Source organism: Flectobacillus sp. (genome assembly GCF_049240685.1).
In the GTDB taxonomy this organism is placed as follows: Bacteria; Bacteroidota; Bacteroidia; order Cytophagales; family Spirosomataceae; genus Flectobacillus.
In genome coordinates, this window is sequence record NZ_JBMLSD010000113.1 from 30852 (window position 1) to 49758 (window position 18907).

15 protein-coding genes are annotated in these 18907 nt (G+C 37.6%); 7 read left to right on the top strand and 8 right to left on the bottom strand.

The window, feature by feature from the left end:
- Positions 1–117 precede the first annotated feature (117 nt).
- On the top strand, positions 118–1506 hold the full coding sequence (rseP, locus tag ACOVQ4_RS05080) for an RIP metalloprotease RseP (protein WP_421819571.1): 1389 nt from the start codon (positions 118–120) through the stop codon (positions 1504–1506).
- A 141-nt stretch (positions 1507–1647) separates the two neighbouring features.
- Entirely contained in the window at positions 1648–2187 is a 540-nt protein-coding gene (locus ACOVQ4_RS05085) for a DUF6702 family protein (RefSeq protein WP_421819572.1), read from the top strand.
- Here ACOVQ4_RS05085 and ACOVQ4_RS05090 read toward each other — a convergent pair.
- The 5 genes from ACOVQ4_RS05090 to ACOVQ4_RS05110 form a co-directional block, all read right to left on the bottom strand.
- Positions 2150–3193 carry a 5-methylcytosine restriction system specificity protein McrC gene (locus ACOVQ4_RS05090; RefSeq protein WP_421819573.1) on the bottom strand — a complete coding sequence of 348 codons (1044 nt, stop codon included), beginning with the start codon at positions 3191–3193 and terminating at the stop codon, positions 2150–2152. The two genes, ACOVQ4_RS05085 and ACOVQ4_RS05090, sit on opposite strands and share 38 nt — an antisense overlap.
- Positions 3194–3437: 244 nt before the next feature.
- Positions 3438–4763, bottom strand: a complete 1326-nt coding sequence (locus ACOVQ4_RS05095; RefSeq protein WP_421819574.1) for an AAA family ATPase — start codon at positions 4761–4763, stop codon at positions 3438–3440.
- Between the two features lie 102 nt (positions 4764–4865).
- Positions 4866–6422, bottom strand: a complete 1557-nt coding sequence (locus tag ACOVQ4_RS05100; RefSeq protein WP_421819575.1) for an Rne/Rng family ribonuclease — start codon at positions 6420–6422, stop codon at positions 4866–4868.
- Positions 6423–7108: 686 nt separating this feature from the next.
- Positions 7109–7975, bottom strand: coding sequence for a tetratricopeptide repeat protein (locus tag ACOVQ4_RS05105; protein ID WP_421819576.1), 867 nt, complete (start codon positions 7973–7975; stop codon positions 7109–7111).
- Between the two features lie 86 nt (positions 7976–8061).
- Positions 8062–8346 carry an HU family DNA-binding protein gene (locus tag ACOVQ4_RS05110; RefSeq protein WP_095160139.1) on the bottom strand — a complete coding sequence of 95 codons (285 nt, stop codon included), beginning with the start codon at positions 8344–8346 and terminating at the stop codon, positions 8062–8064.
- Between the two features lie 569 nt (positions 8347–8915).
- Here ACOVQ4_RS05110 and mutY point away from each other — a divergent pair.
- The 4 genes from mutY (at position 8916) to ACOVQ4_RS05130 (ending at position 12998) form a co-directional block, all read left to right on the top strand.
- On the top strand, positions 8916–9998 hold the full coding sequence (gene mutY, locus ACOVQ4_RS05115) for an A/G-specific adenine glycosylase (protein WP_421819577.1): 1083 nt from the start codon (positions 8916–8918) through the stop codon (positions 9996–9998).
- Between the two features lie 134 nt (positions 9999–10132).
- Entirely contained in the window at positions 10133–10600 is a 468-nt protein-coding gene (locus ACOVQ4_RS05120) for a single-stranded DNA-binding protein (protein WP_421819578.1), read from the top strand.
- An 83-nt stretch (positions 10601–10683) separates the two neighbouring features.
- Complete coding sequence (gldE, locus tag ACOVQ4_RS05125; RefSeq protein WP_421819579.1) at positions 10684–12054, top strand: gliding motility-associated protein GldE; 1371 nt, start codon at positions 10684–10686, stop codon at positions 12052–12054.
- A gap of 20 nt (positions 12055–12074) precedes the next feature.
- On the top strand, positions 12075–12998 hold the full coding sequence (locus ACOVQ4_RS05130; protein WP_421819580.1) for a hypothetical protein: 924 nt from the start codon (positions 12075–12077) through the stop codon (positions 12996–12998).
- Positions 12999–13027: 29 nt separating this feature from the next.
- On the opposite strand, the gene ACOVQ4_RS05135 is transcribed toward ACOVQ4_RS05130, so the two are convergent.
- From ACOVQ4_RS05135 to ACOVQ4_RS05145, 3 genes are all read right to left on the bottom strand, one after another.
- The gene (locus tag ACOVQ4_RS05135; protein ID WP_421819581.1) at positions 13028–13549 is read right to left on the bottom strand and encodes a DUF192 domain-containing protein; all 522 of its coding nucleotides are present in this window, start codon (positions 13547–13549) and stop codon (positions 13028–13030) included.
- 45 nt (positions 13550–13594) lie between these two features.
- Entirely contained in the window at positions 13595–15925 is a 2331-nt protein-coding gene (locus ACOVQ4_RS05140; RefSeq protein WP_421819582.1) for an ATP-dependent helicase, read from the bottom strand.
- 152 nt (positions 15926–16077) lie between these two features.
- Complete coding sequence (locus ACOVQ4_RS05145; RefSeq protein ID WP_421819583.1) at positions 16078–17688, bottom strand: acyl-CoA carboxylase subunit beta; 1611 nt, start codon at positions 17686–17688, stop codon at positions 16078–16080.
- 338 nt (positions 17689–18026) lie between these two features.
- Here ACOVQ4_RS05145 and ACOVQ4_RS05150 point away from each other — a divergent pair, with 338 nt between their 5' ends.
- Complete coding sequence (locus tag ACOVQ4_RS05150) at positions 18027–18707, top strand: response regulator transcription factor (protein WP_421819584.1); 681 nt, start codon at positions 18027–18029, stop codon at positions 18705–18707.
- The last annotated feature ends 200 nt before the right edge of the window (positions 18708–18907 follow it).

An 18907-nucleotide genomic window follows, 5' to 3' on the forward strand; every position in this document is an offset into this window, starting at 1 on the left:
ATAGGAATGTAGATAAAAGTATCGAAAACGAACTTTCTCAGCTAAATTATATTTTTAAAACCTTAATAGAAAACAGTATTGGTCTGACAAGTTCAGGCTGGGGCTAAAAGCTAAACAATGGAAGGACTAGTGAAGGTTGGACAACTCATTTTGGGTTTGTCAATTTTAGTAAGTTTACACGAATTTGGGCATTATATTACTGCCAAATGGTTTAAGATGCGAGTAGATAGATTCTACTTATTTTTCGATTTTCTTTTTCCAATACCTACTTTATTGAATTTTGCTTTGTTCAAAAAGAAAATTGGCGAAACAGAATATGGTTTAGGTTGGTTTCCGCTCGGTGGTTATGTGTCAATCGCAGGTATGATTGATGAAACACAGGATGCGTCTAAACTTTCAGCTACTCCTGAGCCTTGGGAGTTTCGTGGAAAACCCGCTTGGCAACGATTAATCGTAATGTTGGGTGGTATTATCGTCAATGTAATTTTAGGGGTATTAATCTTCTGGGGTATTAGTTTCAAAGAAGGTAATAACTATATTTCTAAAGCTGAGCTAAACAAAGAAGGTTTGTACGCTGGAGCACTTGGTAAAGAAGTAGGCTTTCAGTTAGGAGATAAGGTATTAAAAGTAAATGGTGAAGACTTCCATAGTTATACAGATATTGCTGGTGCTATTTTAGAAGACAAGACGGTTTATACAGTTGATAGAAATGGGAAAACGGTAGAAATCGTTATTCCGAGCGATTTCTTGAATAAGCTATCTGATCAAAAAGGAGAATTTATCCAGCCTTTGTACAAGTTTAAAGTAGGTAGCGTGCTAGAACCCAAAGAGGCCTCTTTCTTAGATAAGCTTTTAGGGAATCCTGCACCTGCACCCGCACCAGCTTACACAGCAGGCATGAAGAGTGGTGACGAAATAGTATCGATTAATGGAACACCCGTGAAATTCTTCCAGACATTCAAAGAAGAACTTCAAAAGTACAAAAACAAACCAGTAACCTTGGCTATTATGCGTGCTGGCAATGCTGATACGCTTCGTATGACTACCGCTGAGGATGGTACTTTAGGTTTTTTTCCAGAGTATTTGGTTCAAAAATCGCATGAAGATTATACCCTGGGACAAGCTTTTGTGGTAGGAGCTGGCAATGCATTTGATGTAGTGTGGAAAAATATTCAAGGTTTCAAGAAAATCTTTGCGGGTCAAGTACGTGCTGACAAAGCTTTGAGTGGCCCATTTGAAATTGCCGACATGTATGGTTCACGCTGGGATTGGTTAAATTTCTGGAGCTTGACAGGCTTACTTTCAATGGCATTGGCATTTATGAATTTATTGCCAATTCCTGCCTTGGATGGTGGTCATGCTTTATTCTTGTTGTTTGAAATCATTACAGGACGCCCACCATCAGAGAAATTCATGGAGCGTGCTCAACAAGTAGGAACAGTGATTTTACTAGGTTTGATGGTATTCGTTTTAGGTAATGGTGCTTTTAAGAAATTTTTCTCATAAACTCATTATGAGTAACAGGAAGTTATTGTTTAACAGTATATCAGTTATTAGAATAGATTCATAATTGGAAGGATATATTCAATGTATACCGTAGCAATATTATTAATTTCTTCTTTTCTGTTACTTACATTCAACAAACGTATGTTAATAAAATCAAAAAAATATATTCAAAAACCTGTGAGACTCTCTTACAGGTTTTTGCTTTTGGGCGTAATGCTATCGCTCGGATTGATGGCTTTCAAAAAGCACGCCTTCCATACTAGCATTACCGAAATGCGTTATAACGCCAAGGAAAAAAGCTTTGAGATAAGTCTGCGTGTTTTTAAGGATGATTTAGAAACAGTGTTGACCAAAGAAAATCAAGGCAAGAAGATTGTGTTGGACAAAACGGAAAAGTTTGACCCACAAATTGATAAATATATCCAAAAACATTTTGTTTGGTTCAACGCTCGTAATCAGCGAGTATCTTATCATTATCTAGGAAAAGAGCAAGAGGGAGATGCGATGTGGTTGTATATCGAAATGCCTGCTCAAGAACCTATCAATGGCTCAAAACTTCAAAACGATGTATTGATGGATGAGTTTGACGACCAAACCAATGTAGTTAATTTGTTTTATCTGTCAGAAAAAAAGTCCTTTATTTTTAATCAAAAGAATAAGGTATTTGGGGTAAGTTTTTAGTCACTATCTCCAATAAGTCTTCGTGGATTTTCTCCCAAGGTTGAGCCAAATTGATAGTTTCTATTCGGATTTGATGTTGTTCGGAAGTATATGATAGGCTCAAAGATTGCTTAACCGTTGGATACAATAAGATACCTTCAGCCTGCTCGTCAGGCTGATTTTTTAGGTAGGCAAATAACTGATAAAGGTTTTCGGTATGTATTTTTTCTGAACTAAAATAGGTATTTAAAGTACGAGCATAGTACTTGGTGTCGATAATTAGTTTTTTGCCATCGTTCAAAATCAAGCTGATGTCTGTTTGCATTTTTGGCAAATATTGTGGTTCTGTTCCTGTTAGTTTCCATTGAAGTCTTTCTCTAAAAACTTTCGCACTTTTGAGTTCTATTTTATAAAAATTACGTACAAAAGCTTCAAACAATCCCGCCATTTTACGGTCATCTTGCTCAAAATCTCTGAATAAAATACTTTCTCCTTGCTCACTTACCATGCTTTGAGCGTAAAGCAATTCACAAATATGTAGTAAAAAAGTATAGGTCGTATTTCTATGACATTGGGCAAAAGCCTGACGGAACAATGCTTCGTGTAGAGATATTTCTTGGATATAATGTAGTCTTCGTAATTCCGTATGTAGATTTTGGTGAATTTTTTCTGAAAGAGTTGATACTTTTAGAAGTCGGACTAGGCTACTTTTTAAAATCTGATTGGCTAAAATATTTTCTGAAAATTCATCAAACTCACAATACGCCATTCCTTTCTCAAATGCGCCAATTGCCAAAGAAGGAGAAATATGTACTTTGCCTCGTATGCCTTGGATATATTGATTTTGTTCTGTGTAATTTTTGAAATATCCTTTCTTCCAAAGTGTAGGTAACTCTCTAACCAAAATACTAGCCAATAGTTCATAGATGCTTTTTTGCCCCGATACACCAGCCTTTATCAAGTGACGTTGCTCAAGTTTATCCCAAGCATAACAAAGCAAAAAGTAAATATTTTCTATTGGAATCATGTAGGGTCTATGTTAGAAATACTCAACGACTAGTTCGAGACTTAGTCTTGGACTTATTTTTTATAAGTAAAAGAAAAGATTAAATTAAAAGTATATCTGAGGTGAAAATTAGCTATAACCATTTGATTATAAGCACCTTCAAATAACCAATATACTGTTAACTAATAACGTTTTCCTACTTACAGTTTATAAACTGAAACAAAAGCTTGTCTGAGACTAAGTCTCGAACTAGACAAGCCCATAGCTACCCAAGCAGTTCTTCAACGCAATTTTGTACCTTTTCGGGCTGGTCGTACCAATATTCTTCCAGCAAAGGAGCTATTTCTAGTTGAATAATACGCTTATACCATTTTGGGGCGTTTTCGCCTGCAGGAAAATGTGTAAAATAGCTATGTCCGATTTGAAAGCCTTTTAGTAAATGCCTATCTTGACTAATTTCCTGATTGAGTAGGTTGAATTTTCGAGCAATACCTTCTACAAATTCCTTATCTAGTCCTTGCCCGACTAAGCAATTTACCCATCGTTCATTAAAACATGGTTGTAAACTGATAAAAGCAAAACGACGACGAAGCGCATAGTCAATCGTAGTTAATGAGCGGTCGGCGGTATTCATAGTTCCGATAATATGCAGATTTTCTGGAACCGAAAACGGTTCAGCATCTTTATCTCCATAAGTCAAAGGGATTTCGTTGGCTCGTCCACGTTTATCATTTTCAATGAGTAAGAGTAATTCGCCGAAGATACGACTAAGATTTCCACGATTTATTTCATCAATAATAAAAAAATGGTCTATTCCTGCATTGCGTTGAGCCAATTTACAAAACTCATAAAATACGCCATTTTTGAGCTTAAAACCGCCGTCGCCATCGGGGCGTAGGCCTTGGATAAAATCTTCGTACGAATAAGACTGATGAAACTGCACCATTTTGATTCTGGATTCGTCTTTTGTACCGATGAGCGTATAAGCGAGCTTTTTGGCGAGGAAGGTTTTACCGACCCCAGGAGGCCCTTGAAGGATGATATTCTTTTTGTATTTAAGAGTTTCAACGATTTCGTCAAATTGTTCGGCTTCGATAAATAAATCAGCTAGAGCATCATTTCTTTCAAATGGAACAATGATATTTTCGGCAACGATAGATTCCTTTTGTAAATCTATCATTGCCTGAATTGCTTCAAATTCGTCTTCAGAGATTTGAAATAAACTTCCTTGATTATTTTTTAGAATATCAGAATCTTTCAAAAAATGGATTTGCTTAAGCTCTGCCCATTCAATCGGGAAAGGGAGTTTTTCTTTTAGACAAAAGGCGATAGATTCGCCCGCTACAGGATGAAGGTGTAATGGTTCAGTAATTTCGAGAATTGCTTTGATTTGTTTGACGGGTGTACTTTCATAGCCAATCACCCAATCGCCCTGTTGTACGGTTTGAAAGTGTTGATAAATACGGCGTTTATTTCCGAATTCGTTATGTGAGGTAAAGAGTTGTGACTGATGATAGCGGAGCTGTTCAATCGACCCAGTTTTAGGATTGAGATTAAGCCACCAATAGTTTCTATTTTTTTGAAAAGACATAAAGCAAAGATAAACATTCGAACAGCTCAAGGCAAGCATCGGATAGGGGTAGAGCTACAATAAAAAACCCATCTATGAAGGATAGATGGGTTTTTATATTCATTAACCATTGAGTTCGATTTCTTCTCCGTGGTTGTTATGAAATTTAAAATCTGTAATACCAAAAGAGCTATCTTGGATAATATTGACCCAAGTTTTGTATTTGAAATACCATCTCATTCGAAGAGAAGGGAAACCTTTGGTAAAGTATGCATGTAAGAAAGGATGCAATACGATGGTTGGTTTTTTCTCATTTTGCTTGATAATGATATGCTCGAGGTGATGCTCGATTACATCCGAAACAACAATACTAGCTGTGATTTTGCCTGTACCGCCACAAGTAGGGCAGTTTTCAGACGTTACCACGTTCATCTCTGGGCGAACTCTTTGGCGAGTAATTTGCATTAAGCCAAATTTGGTAAGCGGCAAGATGGTGTATTTTGAGCGGTCAGATTTCATTTCCTCCTTCATGATATCATGAATCAGCTTTTTGTGTTCAGCTTTCTTCATATCAATAAAGTCGATAACGATAATGCCACCCATATCGCGAAGACGTAACTGACGAGCAATTTCTTTGGCTGCTTCGATATTTACGCTTACGGCGGTTGCTTCTTGGTCTTCTTCGCTATTTGATTTATTACCAGAGTTGACGTCGATTACGTGCAAAGCTTCGGTATGTTCGATAATCAAATAACCACCAGCAGGAAGACTTACTGAGCGTCCGAAAAGCATTTTTAATTGCTTTTCGATGCCGTATTGTTCAAATACTTTGGATTTGCCCTGATGTAATTTTACAATACGTTCTTTTTCTGGTGCGATGTGCTGTACATAAGCACGAGCTTCTTGGAATAATTCTGGCGTGTCAACAATTACGCTATCGAAGTTTTCATTCAACAAATCACGAAGCATAGAGGTAGCACGGCTCATTTCGCCGATGACCTTGTCGCGAGGTTTTGCTGATTTGAGCGCTTTCATACCTGAGTCCCATTTGGCTAAAGACTCCTTCAAATCTTTATCCAATTCCTCTACATCTTTGCCTTCAGCAACAGTTCGAACGATTACGCCAAAATTGGCAGGCTTGATAGACGACATCAATTTGTGTAATCTTTGGCGTTCGGATTTGGCAGTAATTTTTTTCGAAATATTTACGCCATTCGAAAACGGTACCAAAACTGTATAGCGACCAGCGATAGAAATATCGCAAGATAAGCGGGGGCCTTTGGTCGAAATAGGTTCTTTTACGACTTGAACAAGAATAGGGGAATTTTTCCCTAATACTTTATCAATTTTATCGTGCTTGTCTATTTCGGGTTCAAGCTTAAAGTTGTCTAATCTTCCAGAATTATGTCTTCCAGCGATAACATCTTTGGTGAATTTGTTCAGGGAATTGACATTAGGGCCAAGGTCATGATAGTGCAAAAAAGCATCTTTTTCATAACCAATATCGATAAAGGCCGCGTTCAATCCCGTAACCATTTTCTTGACTGTGCCGAGATAAATATCTCCAACAGAAAAGTGTGGTTCGGACTCCTCTAAGTGATACTCCACAATCCTTTTGTCTTGCAAAAGAGCAATGCGGTCACCTTTGGGAGTCGAATTGATGATTAATTCGTTACTCACAGGTGATTGAAGGATTAGAAGTGAATAGTATATAAGAAAACGAATATATCTTGTCGCTGTGAGCGGTTGGTGAATAGAAAATCAAAGCCATCAAACTACATATAGAAGGGTTCGTGCCGAAGAGTAAAAAGCAAGTTGTAAGAAATAGAATAAAATAAAGCAACTGAATTTTACAATTGGGAAGTCATTCCAAGGGAATGCAATAAAGTAATAGTAAGTCTATAGTATTTTATTGGTTTTTTGATTTTTAATATCGCTGACTTATTGCGTGGCTGTGTACTACGACTAATCTATAATACAACGGGAACCATGCTGTCATGAGCAGGTAAATTATTGCCAAAAAATAAAGTAAATAAGCAATGAATTTGGGTTTTACCGAGCAATCTCACAAAAACGACAAAAACAGGCTCTTTTCTACGGGAGAAAATAGCCTGTTTTCTAGTAATTAGCAACTAAGGATTAGCACCAATATGTACTAATCATTAGCTACAGATTACTTCTTCTTATGTCTATTCTTTCTAAGACGCTTCTTTCTTTTGTGTGTTGCAATTTTGTGTCTTTTTCTTTTCTTTCCGCAAGGCATGACTTTAAAAGGTTTTAAATGTTACGAAATCTGTTTTAGTTGTTTTCACAGAAGATTCCTATTCAAGCACAATTTAGTGATAATGTAGGAACTTACCGAGAACTTATTTTAATTTTGATAAAATTTCATTGGCAGCTGCCTTTTCCTGAGGGTCTTTACTATTTGACATAACTTTCTCAAGGATAGTGCGAGCCTCATCGGTACGGTCGAGTTCTGCTAAGCAATATCCCAAGTTTAATGCAGCTTTTGAATTAGCAGGATTAATTTTTAGGATTTGCTTAAAACGTCCAACGGCCTTCTCAAACTGATTCGACCGAATCGCCAGAATCCCCAAATTGAACAAAGCTGGTTCAAATTCTGGTTCTTTAGCAATCACTTCGCGAAGCATCGAAATACCCTGCATAGGATTTGACGTCGAAACGAAAGTCATTGCCATGTTTGTTTTGGCTAAAAGGTTGTTCGGATTTTTGTTTAAAATCTCCTGATACAAGCTTCTAGCTTTTTCTCCCATTTTTTGGGTTTTAGCATCGTCGAGTGCATAGGTAAAGGCTTCATAATATAAATCTGCTGCCTTCATCAAGTTGCCCTCATTATTATCAAGTCTTACGATTTCTTCTGCATAGTAAGCAGCACTGTCGTATCTTGTAAATGCTGTAAACTTCGAAATAAGTGCGTTTGCTGCCTCGATTTTAGCTTGCTTGCTTGAACTTCCTAAATATTTCGCTCGTAAACTCTCAACTACCTTGCTTTGTTCGGGGCTAAGGGTTGACCCATGACTTTCACTAGCTTCACCTTCGGTGTGCTGATGGGTGTCTTCCGACTCAACGGCTTTATCACGATTGGCTGAGCCAGTCTGTGCTGTTTGCTCTAAGGTCTTTTTTTCGTCACTTACCACAACCTTCGGAAGGCTATATAAAGCTCCTACCGTACCCAGTGCAACCACTATAATGAAGATAAAAGACTTTTGCATGTTGTTTACAGATATGTTATCTGTTACGGGTTATCGGCTATGAGTTCATAACTGATAACCTATAACGGACAACTTATTGCGAAAAATTACTTAGCGTTAGTTTTAACTTGCTCGATAAAGATTTTAGCAGGTTTGAAGCTTGGAATAAAGTGCTCGTCAATCACAATAGAAGTGTTTTTCGAGATGTTACGAGCAACCTTCTTAGCTCTTTTCTTGTTCACAAAACTACCGAATCCACGAACGTAGATAGGTTCACCTCCAGCCAAGTTATCTTTAACTACAGTGAAGAATGACTCTAGTGTGCTAGATACATCTGCCTTGTCAATGCCCGTCTTGTCTGCGATTTCTGCGATTACGTCTGCTTTTGTCACTTTTTTAAAAAATTTAGGAGTTAATAAAATATGATAAACAATGGTTGTTGATTGCCATAAGTTTCCAAAAAATTCAGTTGAATTAGCATCGAATGAAGTCGATTTCAGTGAATTTTGCTAACTCTCACAGCCTCAAATTATAAGCCCCTGATTATTAAGGGTCACAAAGGTACGACTTTGCTTTCAAATATGAAAGAATCAATAAATAAATGTCTGAACTTTTTTTTCGTAATTGCTTAATTTTTAGCCATTTGAATTGTAATTCTAAATTTAATCTAATTCAGACTTCTTTCTTTTCTCCTATTATTCCTTGGTTTTTATGGTACTTCTTTCAGGAATCATGGATTATTCTGGGATTGTTTTATTCCAAATCTTATCCTTAAATTTTAGGAAATCAACTAGAATGGATTTGTGAATGTATTTCAGAAAGATTTTTCCTTTCGTAAACCTATTCTTTATTTTATGGGTTAAATCAAAACACGATTTGACTTTACTTAGTTTGATAAGAGCACAAAAAATCGTGGATATTTACCAACTCTTTTCTTTAGCAGGAAGTTTTTTTACTTTGCATGACTGACTTATCTAATTTCCCTTTTTCTCAAAAACTCATACAATGGTATGAAATCCATAAACGAGATTTGCCTTGGCGGAATACCACTAATCCTTATTATATATGGTTGTCGGAGGTAATTCTTCAACAAACCAGAGTGGTTCAGGGAATGCCCTACTATTATAAATTTATCGAAGCTTTTCCTACGGTTTTTGACCTAGCGGCCGCTGAGGAGTCTGAGGTATTACGACTTTGGCAAGGCCTTGGGTATTATTCTCGTGCCCGCAATTTACATGCAACTGCCAAAATGGTTGTTTATGATTATAAAGGTATTTTCCCCGACTCTTATCAGAAATTGCTTACACTGAAGGGAGTTGGGGCATACACAGCCGCGGCAATAGCCTCTTTTTCTTATAACGAACCTGTTGCTGTATTGGATGGCAATGTGTATCGTGTACTCTCAAGGGTATTTGGAATAGAAACAGATATTGCATCCAACGAGGCAAAAAAAGTATTTTCTGAATATGCACAGGCACTTTTACCTAGCCATAATGCCAATACCCACAATCAGGCTATTATGGAGTTTGGGGCAATGCAATGCACTCCTGGAACCCCGTCCGATTGTATGTTTTGTATTTTTGCTAACGAATGCGTAGCGCATGCCCAAGGAAGACAAGCGGTATTGCCTATTAAGAGTAAAAAGGTGAAAGTGAAGGAGCGCTTTTTTCATTATTTCTTGATAGAACAAAATGAAAAATTTGTGATGCGTAAACGAACAGGACGTGACGTTTGGGAAGGTATGTATGATTTTTATTTGCTGGAGTCCTCAGAATCTCTTCCATTAGACGATGCGTTGGCGCAAGACCATTGGTTAATGGAGGTTGCCTCTAATGCTATGATTTTGAATGAGTCAAGAAATTTTACCCATGTATTAACTCATCAAAAGATTCAAACAAAGTTTTGGCATTTACGAGTAAATGCAGACTTTTCTATAAATTTGCCAGAAAATCATGCGTTTTATACCCTCGCCGAAGTAGACGATTTACCTAAATCTACTTTGGTAAACAATTATTTGACTCAAGAATCAAAAATTTTAATATAGTATTCAATAGAATAGATAGTTGGAGATTGATAGGTTTTTTATTAAATTCACTTACACGAATATTTGAAGCTTCACACCAAATTTAATTTTATGCCTATCAATTCATTTACAACTATTTTAAAAAATTAACCCAAATGGCTGGCGTAAACAAAGTTATTTTATTGGGCAATTTAGGCTCTGACCCAGAGGTGAGAGTTTTGCCAAGTGGCTCAAAAGTAGCAAATTTTAATATTGCTACTTCCGAAACCTACACAAATCGTGAAGGACAGCGTGTAGAACAAACAGAATGGCATCGCATCGAATTGTGGGATGGATTGGCCAATATCGCTGAACAGTATTTGCGTAAAGGCAATTCTGTTTATGTGGAAGGCCGTATCCGTGCCGAAGAATATGTGGATAAAGATGGTATCACACGTCGGGGTATTCGTATTCGTGGTACTTCTATGACTTTAGTAGGAGGCGGTAATCGCGACAATGGAGCAAATAACGAAGGTGCATCAGTAGCAGCAGCGCCTGCTCCTGCTCGCCCTAATCCAGCTCCAGTAACACCTCCAGCGCCTGCTTTTGATACTGGTGGGGATAGCGATGACTTGCCATTCTAATAACAGGTTCATCATTTGTTAGACTAATCGGATTATTAAGAGATTCGGTTAGTCTAAATTTGTTTAACTAAACAAACCAAACCTTGGAAACTCGATTATCTGACGATTATCACCCGATTAGGGTGCTTTTGGCTCAAGTTGAAAGCACCTCATCTTACAGCGTATATGGTATCGATGCGCTCATCCTGATTGCCCTGCTGGGTCTCTCTGCACTCTTGGCTGGCTCCGAAGTAGCCTTTTTTTCTTTATCTGCCGACGAACGCGCTGCCTGTCGTGAAAGCGATAGTGGAAGCGAACGTACTGTTGCCAAACTCCTCGACAAACCGCAACAATTACTGGCTACTTTACTCATTGCTATCAATCTTGTAAATATTACGTTTGTTACTATATCTACTTTTCTTACCGAACAAATTTTGGGAGAAGAGGAGAAAGAAGGGTTGGTGGCTACGCTTATATTATTGGTAGGGGTAACTTTTATCATTACTTTTTTTGGAGAATTAATACCAAAGGTTTGGGCTCAACAAAATAATTTGAAGTTTGCCAAACTGACAGCGCCACTAATCGAAGTAGCTAGTGTTATCTTCAAGCCATTGTCCTCCTTGCTCTTAGGTATTAGTAATATTATCGAAAAACGAGTAGAAAGAAAAGGATACACTATCACAGCCGATGAACTAAACCACGCACTCGAAATTACAACTGGACAGGGTACCTCGGCGCAAGAAAAAGATATCCTAAAAGGGATTGTTAACTTTGGTAGTACTTCTGCCAAAAGTGCCATGCGCCCCCGCCGTGATGTAACAGCATTTGATATCGAATGGGATTTTCATGAATTGATGGATAAAATCAATAAATCTGGTTACTCAAGGGTACCTGTTTACAAGGAAACAATTGATAAAATTGAAGGGGTTCTCTACATCAAAGATTTATTGCCTCATATTGAAAAAGACGAATATTTCAATTGGCAAGAACTTATTCATCAAGCTTTCTTTATTCCTGAAAGTAAAAAAATCGATGACTTGCTTTATGACTTTCAAGAAAAACGTGTTCACATGGCTATTGTGGTAAATGAATACGGCGAAACCGAAGGAATTATTACCATGGAGGATATCATCGAGGAAATCGTTGGAGATATTAATGACGAATACGATGAAGAGGATTTAGGCTATAAGCGTTTGGAGGATGGTTCTTTTGAGTTTGAAGGAAAAGTTACACTAAATGATGTGTGTCGTGCGTTGGCTATAGACAACGACTTCTTTGATAAAGTAAAAGGTGAAAGTGAATCTTTGGCTGGATTATTAATCGAGTTATTTTCTCGTTTGCCCCATGCTGGCGAAGAAATAGATTTTGATAAATTTAGATTCAGAATTGCTTCTGTTGATACGCGCCGCATCAAAAGAGTAAAAGTAACAATCAAAAACGAGGAAACTGACGAAACTAATCGCGAACTTACTTGAAAAGGTGCGATGAATACTCAATGAAATATTACCCATTATTAGTTATTTTGATACTACTTTCGGCTTGTAATAATAGCGATTGCCCTTCTCCAATTATCGATGATTTTGAGAAAGGTGTTGGAAGCTTGGTGGAAAATACCAGTCTGGATGAAGCTTCCGGATTGGCAGCAAGTTATACGAATCCAGGAATGATTTGGTCGCATAATGATAGTGGAGATTCTAATCGTATCTTCTTGATGGACAGTCTAGGCAAAGGAACCAAAGAATTTTATTTGGAAGGTGCAGTGAACCGTGATTGGGAAGATATGGCTATAACCAATTTTTCGGACGGAACTTATATTTATGTCGGAGATATTGGTGATAATCTGGCAGTATATCCTAATTGTACAATTTATCGAGTAAAAGAACCGAACGCTACTAGTCAGGCCGTACAATCTAGCAATAGTATTACCTTGAGAGATGTACAAAAAATTACGTATGTGTATCCAGATGGAGCCCGCGATGCCGAATGTATGTTTATCGATCATAGTACCAAGGATATATATATTCTATCGAAGCGCGACTTAAAACAGCGGTTATATAGATTGCCCTATCCACAATCTTACACCCAAACCATGACTGCTGAATTTGTGGAAGAAGTCACATTCTCGACCGCACTAAATACCATGTTTTACATAACAGCGGGGGATATTTCGCCAGACAATAAGGAAATTCTTATTCGAAATTATGGTCAAGTTTACCATTGGAGAAGAGCCGACGGCGAGTCAATTGCACAAGCTTTGCTTCGTCCTGCCAAATTATTGGATTACACTTACTCAGCAAGTGAAGAGCCACAAGGAGAAGGAATAGCCTTTTCAAGAACTGGAATAGATTATTATACCATTGGAGAAGCCACAGATTATAAACTTCCTGTCAAACTTTTTAGGTATGCTCGAAAAAAATAGGCAAGCACTATGCTTGCCTATTTTTTTGTTTAAAACGAAATTTTATCACCTTGCTTAATGCCGTTTCGCTGACAAAATCCCGCATTTACTTCCAACACATACTGAGCAGGCTTGTAAGAAGGTATTGCTTCTTCTGAAAAAGGTGGGCGATTAGCTTGTATCGTTATGACTTCCTTATCAGAATTGATAAACAAGAGATCCAATGGAATATAGGTGTTTTTCATCCAAAAGCTTCTTTCTTGACTATCCGGAAAAACAAATAACATCCCACAAGTATCTGGCATACTTTTGCGGTACATTAATCCTTGAGTGGTTTCGGCATCATTATCGGCAATTTCGATGCTAATTTTTTTCTGAATTTTCGGGAAAGTTAATTCTCCTTCCTTCTTGAAAGTAGGTTCATTTGAAACAATCGCAGATGAAGTAGGCGCAGTGATAGTACTGACTGTTCCTGCCTCGTTATCGCTTGAACTAAATAGAGCGATAAGCTTGGGTAGCATACTTCCAAACAGTAATAAGCCTACAAAAAGGAGCACTACAACTTTTTTCATTTCAATAGTATGTTTAATATTTTTAGAAATCTCAAAAAAGAGTATTTAAGATAAAATTCTCAGTTTTGCAAAACTGAGTAAAAGCGTTTTTTCACCAACTCCTCCTTCAAACTCAATGGTTGCCTTACGGTCATTTCCATTAATATCCATTTTTTTGACCTTACCAAAACCAAATTTTAAATGCTCCACACGGTCGCCTTCTTGTAGGTTTTTGGTATCACTAGGAGCAAAGTCTGGCGAAGGTACATACGTTGCTGGTGCCGAGTTGACCACAGGCTTTTTCTGAATCAGATTGGAGGTTGTTGTGGATATGCCAGTTTTGTTGCTTAGAGGCAAATTGTTAGATACAACTCCAGCCTGATTATCCACACGTCTCACAAATCCTTGTGGCACACGCTGTGTTTCCTCGACAGCACGACGGATATTTCTGGCAAACTGCAAATATTTCGGGTCTATTTCATCCAAAAATCTACTTGGCTCGCAAGGTTTTAATCTCCCGTACTGGTATCTACTTTCGGCATAAGACATCACTAGTTTTTTTTCAGCACGTGTAATAGCTACATAAAACAAACGACGTTCTTCTTCCAAATCTGCCCGACTTTGAAGCATCATTTGACTAGGGAAAAGGTCTTCTTCCATTCCGGCCACGTACACATGATTAAACTCCAAACCTTTGGCACCGTGAATTGTCATCATGGTTACACGGTCGTTGTCCCCATCTGGGTCATCTTCGTCGGCAGTAGTTAATAAGGATACTGTTTGCAAAAAGCTGGCTAATGAATGGTCTTCAGTTTCGGAGTTATCAACAAACTGTTTGATAGAGTTCAATAATTCCTGAACGTTTTCATAACGAGAAAGTCCCTCCACGGTTTTATCCTCATGAAGCTCTTTCAATAAACCTGAAGCCTTTGCCACGTGACTAGCAATTTCATAAGCATCTTTCCCCGGCACTTGAGTCATAAGAATAAATGACTTAATCAAATCGGCAAATCCTTCAATCGTTTCAGCAAATCGCCCTGCTTGATATTGACGAATATTACTTACAATTTCCCAAACAGATTTTTGTTGTTCGGCTGCTGTGATTTCAATTCTTGCAATGGTAGTATCTCCAATACCTCTTTTCGGTAAATTAATGATACGTTTGAAAGCCTCAATATCTCGTTGGTTTACAACAAAACGTAAATAAGAAAGAAGGTCTTTTATTTCACGTCTTTGGTAAAAAGACAAGCCACCTACAATACGATATTTGATATTTAGCTTACGAAGAGCCTCTTCAAAAGCACGAGATTGGGCATTGGTACGATACAAAATTGCAAAATCTGTATTACGCAAACCCAAGGCCATTTTGGCTTCGAAAATATTAGTCGCAATCAAACGTCCTTCCTCATTATCCGAAGCCGCCTTGATTAGCTCGATAGGAGAGCCTTCTTCGTTTTCAGTAAAAACATTCTTCTTTAACTGGTTTTTATTTTTAGCAATAACCGAGTTGGCTGCTTGTACAATGCTATTAGTTGAGCGATAATTTTGCTCCAACTTAATAGTTACCAAGTTTGGATAGTCCTTTTCTAAATTGAGTATATTGTCAATATTAGCCCCACGGAAAGCATAAATAGACTGAGCATCGTCACCCACTACTGCCAAGTTGTTATTTACGGCAGCAAGCTTTTTGATAATGAGATATTGAGAAACGTTGGTATCTTGAAACTCATCCACCATAATATATTGAAACTTCCGCTGATATTTATCTAATACCACAGGGTGGTCCCTAAATAATACATTGGTATTGAAAAGCAAATCATCAAAATCCATCGCATTGGCTTGAAAGCAACGTAAGGAATATAATTTGTACAATCGTCCTATCTCGGGTAGTTTTGCTGCGGCGTCATCTGCTTGAATGATGGGATTGTTGAGATATTCATCTGGGCCAATCAAGCGGTTTTTCGCTCCTGAGATTCTGTTGAATACTACATTGGGCTTATACACCTTATCATCGAGTCCTCTTTCTTTGATGATACTTTTCAGTAAAGATTTAGAGTCGTCGGTATCATAAATAGAAAAGTCAGGAGTATAGCCTAAATGTTTGCCCTCAAAACGTAGTATTTTGGCAAATACTGAGTGAAAAGTACCCATCCAGATATTTTTGGCATCGTTTCCTACAGCTTTTTCGACCCTTGCTCGCATTTCGCCTGCGGCCTTGTTGGTAAAGGTTAATAGGAGAATCTGAAAAGGGTCGATTCCTTTATCCAAAAGATACGCCGTTCTGTAAGTAAGAACTCGTGTTTTACCCGAACCAGCCCCTGCAATAATCATGAGGGGGCCGTTGATATGTTGTACTGCCGCTTGTTGCGGTTCGTTAAGACCTTCTAAATAATTCATATTTCAAAAAAACGCCTTCAATCTTGGTATATGATTTATAAAGCACAAGCCATCAATCTACCCTATGGAAAGACTGATGGCTTGTCATTCAAACCATTTTCCAAAATTACGAAGAAAAACTGTGTGAATCAGCTTATATCAAATATCCTTTACTAAGTTTGAATCACACCAACTTTAAATTCTTTTTCGATTGGCGCATTGTTGGCAGCTGCGATACCTTCTGAAATTACGCGGCGCGTCTGTAATGGGTCTATAATTTCGTCAACCCATAGTCTTGCTGCGGCATAATAAGGGCTTGTTTGAGTGTTATATTTTTCAATAATTTCTTTGAGTAATTGCTCTTCTTCTTCCTTCGACACTTCTTTTCCTTGCGATTGCATAGAAGCAATTTGTGTTTGTAATAAAGTCTTGGCTGCTTGTTCGCCACCCATTACGGCAATTTTAGCACTTGGCCAAGCATATATAAATCGAGGGTCATAGGCTTTGCCACACATCGCATAATTACCCGCTCCGTACGAATTACCTATTACAATCGTAATTTTAGGAACAACCGAATTAGCTACAGCATTGACCATTTTGGCGCCATCCTTAATAATACCCGAATGCTCCGAGCGACTTCCAACCATAAATCCCGTAACATCTTGTAAAAATACCAATGGTATTTTCTTCTGATTACAGTTCATAATAAACCTTGCGGCTTTGTCGGCACCATCATTATATATAACCCCTCCAATCTGAACCTCGCCTTTGCCACTTTTAGTAATCAAGCGCTGATTGGCGACAATGCCCACTGCCCAACCGTCAATACGAGCATAGCCACACAAAATAGTTTTACCATAATCTTTTTTAAACTCATCAAACTCTGAATTATCAACCAATCTCTCAATAATATCTACCATATTATAAGGCTTAGTTCTGAGTTCTGGTAAAATATCATACATCTCTTCCTGATTTTTGGTTGGCAAACTAGGGGTTGCTCTATTAAAACCTGCTTTGGTATCCTTGCCAAGCTTTCCAATAATTCTTTTTACCTGGTCCAAACACTCTTGTTCTGTTTTGAATTTATAATCCGCATTACCCGAAAGCTCAGTATGTGTGACAGCACCGCCTAGTGTTTCGGCGTCAATATTTTCGCCAATAGCCGCCTTTACCAAATACGGTCCTGCCAAAAAAATCGAACTCTGTCCTTCGACCATCAAAGTTTCGTCTGACATAATAGGAAGATAAGCCCCTCCAGCAACACAACTTCCCAGCACCGCCGATATTTGAGTAATTCCCATCGCACTCATAATAGAGTTGTTGTAAAAAACTCGACCAAAATGCTCCTTGTCAGGAAAAATCTCATCTTGCATTGGTAGAAAAACTCCCGCACTATCCACCAAATAAATAATAGGAAGTCTGTTTTGTAATGCTATTTCCTGCAAACGAAGATTCTTTTTTCCTGTAATAGGAAAATACGCTCCAGCTTTAACGGTTTGGTCGTTGGCAACAATCATACATTGTTTTCCCGAAACATATCCAATACCACCAACTGTACCTCCTGCTGGGCATCCGCCATATTCTTTGTACATGTCAAAACCTACAAAAGCACCCAATTCTAAAAAATCTGTATCAGGGTCGATTAGGTATGCAATGCGTTCTCGTGCCGTAAGCTTTCCACGGTCGTGTTGTTTGGCAATATTTTTGAGACCACCTCCTAGCTTTATCTTCTCTAGGTGATTCATCATTTGCTCCACCAGTTGTTGGTTAGAGGATTGATTCATAGTTGACATGAGTTTTAGATAATAATTTGTTGATGAATGTGTTTATAATAGTACTGTCTTTGTATAGTATATAACTTTGTCGAGTTATATTAATTATGCAAATATTAATAAATTGGATTATTTGACCAAATAGGCTACATTAGCAAATACTTAAATTTTCTCAATAGGGAATATTTCCTAATAAATTGTCTTAAGTAACGGGAATGATTAAATTGGTAATATATTGGTGGTAAGCTTGGATAATATTCTTCTTATGATGAGTAATCCAATAACTAGTATACTATTAATTAACAGCTTCTTCTTACTTATCATAAACTAACTATATACATATTGATATAATGACCAGAATTCTGCTCGTCGAAGATGATGAAAGCCTAGGGTTTGTAGTAAAAGATAATCTTGAACAAGAGGGATATCAAATCGATTTACAAGTAGATGGTAAAGCTGGACACAAGGCTTACCAACAAAACGAATATGATTTGTGTATTTTTGATGTAATGCTCCCCGAAATGGATGGGTTTACGTTAGCCGAAACTATTAGAAAAGCTGGAAGTGAAATTCCTATTATTTTCCTAACGGCAAAATCGCTCAAAGAAGATCGTATCAAAGGTCTCAAATTAGGAGCGGATGATTATTTGACAAAACCCTTCAGTATCGAGGAACTAGTCTTACGTATTGAAGCCATCCTAAAACGGACAGGCAAAAAAACTACAGTCTCCAATGGTGTGTTTCAAATAGGACGTTATATACACGATAGTAAAAACCTTAAACTGACTATCGATGATTTTCAACAAGAACTTACTCATCGAGAATCAGATTTGTTAGCGTTTTTGATTCTGCATAAAAACGAAACGCTCTCTCGTGACAAAATTTTGATTACTATTTGGGGAGATGACGACTACTTTAAAGGTAGAAGTCTGGATGTTTTTATTACTCGTTTGAGAAAGTACCTTAGTAAAGACGAAAAAATCAAGCTCAGCAATGTTCATGGAGTGGGATTTCGCCTGGAAGTAGGCTAGGTATTAAAAATATTTTTATAAATATTCAAAGTATTAATTGTATTTGAAAATTTGGAGAGATGACATCAATTGAGTTGAATCAATTTGATGTCATTTTTTTTAGGGATAGTAGTTTCTGATGTTCAACGACTTACAAAAAACTTTGAAAAATAGTGTTAAAAAGATTTGGAAGGTTGGGAATAAAGTAGGAATTTTGCACT

Coding starts and splice junctions, on each gene's coding strand:
- ACOVQ4_RS05105 (WP_421819576.1), bottom strand. CDS start 7,975: ATGCAAAAGTCTTTTATCTTCATTATAGTGGTTGCACTGGGTACGGTA.
- rseP (WP_421819571.1), top strand. CDS start 118: ATGGAAGGACTAGTGAAGGTTGGACAACTCATTTTGGGTTTGTCAATT.
- ACOVQ4_RS05120 (WP_421819578.1), top strand. CDS start 10,133: ATGGCTGGCGTAAACAAAGTTATTTTATTGGGCAATTTAGGCTCTGAC.
- mutY (WP_421819577.1), top strand. CDS start 8,916: ATGACTGACTTATCTAATTTCCCTTTTTCTCAAAAACTCATACAATGG.
- ACOVQ4_RS05095 (WP_421819574.1), bottom strand. CDS start 4,763: ATGTCTTTTCAAAAAAATAGAAACTATTGGTGGCTTAATCTCAATCCT.
- ACOVQ4_RS05085 (WP_421819572.1), top strand. CDS start 1,648: ATGTTAATAAAATCAAAAAAATATATTCAAAAACCTGTGAGACTCTCT.
- ACOVQ4_RS05130 (WP_421819580.1), top strand. CDS start 12,075: ATGAAATATTACCCATTATTAGTTATTTTGATACTACTTTCGGCTTGT.
- ACOVQ4_RS05140 (WP_421819582.1), bottom strand. CDS start 15,925: ATGAATTATTTAGAAGGTCTTAACGAACCGCAACAAGCGGCAGTACAA.
- ACOVQ4_RS05150 (WP_421819584.1), top strand. CDS start 18,027: ATGACCAGAATTCTGCTCGTCGAAGATGATGAAAGCCTAGGGTTTGTA.
- ACOVQ4_RS05090 (WP_421819573.1), bottom strand. CDS start 3,193: ATGATTCCAATAGAAAATATTTACTTTTTGCTTTGTTATGCTTGGGAT.
- ACOVQ4_RS05145 (WP_421819583.1), bottom strand. CDS start 17,688: ATGAATCAATCCTCTAACCAACAACTGGTGGAGCAAATGATGAATCAC.
- ACOVQ4_RS05135 (WP_421819581.1), bottom strand. CDS start 13,549: ATGAAAAAAGTTGTAGTGCTCCTTTTTGTAGGCTTATTACTGTTTGGA.